The organism is Enterobacter cloacae complex sp. P13B, from assembly GCF_014895915.1.
Taxonomy (GTDB): domain Bacteria; phylum Pseudomonadota; class Gammaproteobacteria; order Enterobacterales; family Enterobacteriaceae; genus Enterobacter; species Enterobacter bugandensis.
Genome location: NZ_JADBQN010000116.1, coordinates 1 through 2035 on the forward strand (window position 1 = coordinate 1; position 2035 = coordinate 2035).

Genomic DNA, 2035 nt, shown 5'->3' on the forward strand with positions numbered 1-2035 from the left:
AAATCAGAAAAGAATCCATCTGGGGCATTGTTATTAGAGAAGTTAGGAGCATATTTTCTAGAAATGAATGCTTCTCTCCTCTCGAAAGGACACTGATAGACCTCAATGAAATTTTGTGGTTTGTAAATATCTCTAACTATGGTATAGGCAGAATCATTTATTATAACCTCTAACGCCGCATAATTAACAGATGATATAATCTCATCGGCCAACTCTATTTTACTGGCGCCAAGTAAATAGTTAATAAACTCTAAAATACTAGATTTTCCTGTGTCTGAATCACCATGTATAATATTTAATCCATCTTCAAACTTGACAATGTAATTCTTACGTACACCAACAAGGATTAATCGTTCAATTCTTAAATAGGATTTCATTTTGACACCTTGAATACTTCATTCAGAATGGAATTTAATTTACTGGAGGTTAGTGATTTTATTTTATCCAGTGATTTGGTATAAGCTTTCACTGAGTTAAAGTATTCGCCGCCAAACTGCTCGTAAGCGCGTTCACCCTCAGTTGTTAAACTAAAATAAGTTGCACCATCAGACTTTGTTACACGAAGCCATCCCAGTATCGACACTTTTTTCAAAAGTGTTTTTATTTTTGGAGTGCTGAAAAGAATATCAACGTTTAATGATAGACTTTTAATTGTATAAGTTTCTGTCATATCAATGGATGTGTTTTGTTTACCTGCCAAAATCATTACAGCCTCAAGTTTTGACGGGTTTTTAATCAAATATAAAAATATTTGAATTTTATTTCTATCCAACAATAGAACATCATTTCTATTCTTGCTTAGCGTATGAATTAAAATAATCAGAAGAGCAACATTCAAATTAAAATCTTCATCAAGAGGAATATAAGGTAATGAAATCATTTTTGCCCCCTTAAACTATTCAAAGAGTCAAGAGATGTGTCTGGGGACCAAATTATATCTCTATCTAGCTTATTAGCAAGCTGATGCAGCATTCCTTTCTTATGTACACTATCAAGTGTATCAAGAAGAGATGATAATTTAACCTTATCTTCATCTTCTATTTTTTTGTGTATTGCAGCTAAGAGTTGGTTTGCTGTATTATGATTTGCTATAGAGTCATGATACTGTGTTTGATATATCTCCCTTATTTTTCTATACAAAACACTTAAGGTTTCTCTATCTCGATCGCTAGTGAAAATATTTCTGGCCAATTCTGCATTATAATAATACCCTTAGCATGTTTTGATATATCACTATGTACATCAGCGACTATCATTTTCAATACAAAAAATTCATTGTCATATTGCTTATCATCTTTAAATTCTGGTGAAGATGAAATTAGTTCCGTTTTGTTATGTATTTCAAGAGCTAGTTTCTTAACGATAAGATAAACATTAGAATCCCTATCCTTTGGTTTGCAAATTGTCGAATGATCCTCCTGAACAGCTATAGACTCTTTGGCAGAAACTTGAACAGGAATTGCACTGGCTTTAACTACAATACTATCGTAGCTTCCATACAAAAACTTTAACTCAGGGAGTTTAGACAATTTTACCCATCTGCGGTTTAGAGAATCTGTTTCTTTACTAAATACACTTAAATCACCAAGCTGGACATTTGATGAAACCATACTAGCCCATGAAGCAGTTTCTGACCCCGAATGAGGAACAGCAAGTGAAATAAATCCAGTTATATTGTGAGAAAGATCTCTTTCATGCATTTTAATAATGCATGATTTTGCTATTAAACCTCCCATGCTGTGAGCGACAAATATTATATTACTATAATCGGATAAATTTATTTGACATTCACCAACAAGTAACTCTGATAATTCATCAACAGGAAGATTGACTTCTTTTTTTGTTAGTGATGTGAACAACCTGGCAAGTAGATTTCTACTTTTACCGTAGGTATTCGTAAAATTAGTGAAATACTCAAAACAAGCTATATCAAAGGCATCACAAAAATCTTCATCCTCACATATAAGCTGTGGAAAGGATGTGATCTTATCAACTGCCCACGTATCACTTCCGCCTTTTAAGCCATGTATAAACA

At 33.0% G+C, this 2035-nt stretch carries 4 protein-coding genes; all 4 read right to left on the reverse strand.

Annotated features, from left to right (window positions below):
* Nucleotides 1–377: AAA family ATPase (locus tag IM273_RS22155; RefSeq protein WP_193055655.1), on the reverse strand; the 377-nt coding region annotated here is incomplete at its 3' end.
* On the reverse strand, nucleotides 374–880 hold the full coding sequence (locus IM273_RS22160) for an ABC-three component system middle component 4 (RefSeq protein ID WP_047955828.1): 507 nt from the start codon (nucleotides 878–880) through the stop codon (nucleotides 374–376). The genes IM273_RS22160 and IM273_RS22155, both read right to left, overlap by 4 nt.
* Complete coding sequence (locus tag IM273_RS22780; RefSeq protein WP_370551857.1) at nucleotides 877–1191, reverse strand: ABC-three component system protein; 315 nt, start codon at nucleotides 1189–1191, stop codon at nucleotides 877–879. Before IM273_RS22780 ends, IM273_RS22160 begins: the two co-directional genes overlap by 4 nt.
* Nucleotides 1146–2035: putative lipase (locus tag IM273_RS22165; protein ID WP_226857985.1), on the reverse strand; the 890-nt coding region annotated here is incomplete at its 5' end. The genes IM273_RS22780 and IM273_RS22165, both read right to left, overlap by 46 nt.

Excerpts from the sequence above, each read along its gene's own strand:
- IM273_RS22160 (WP_047955828.1), bottom strand. The coding sequence starts at position 880 with ATGATTTCATTACCTTATATTCCTCTTGATGAAGATTTTAATTTGAAT.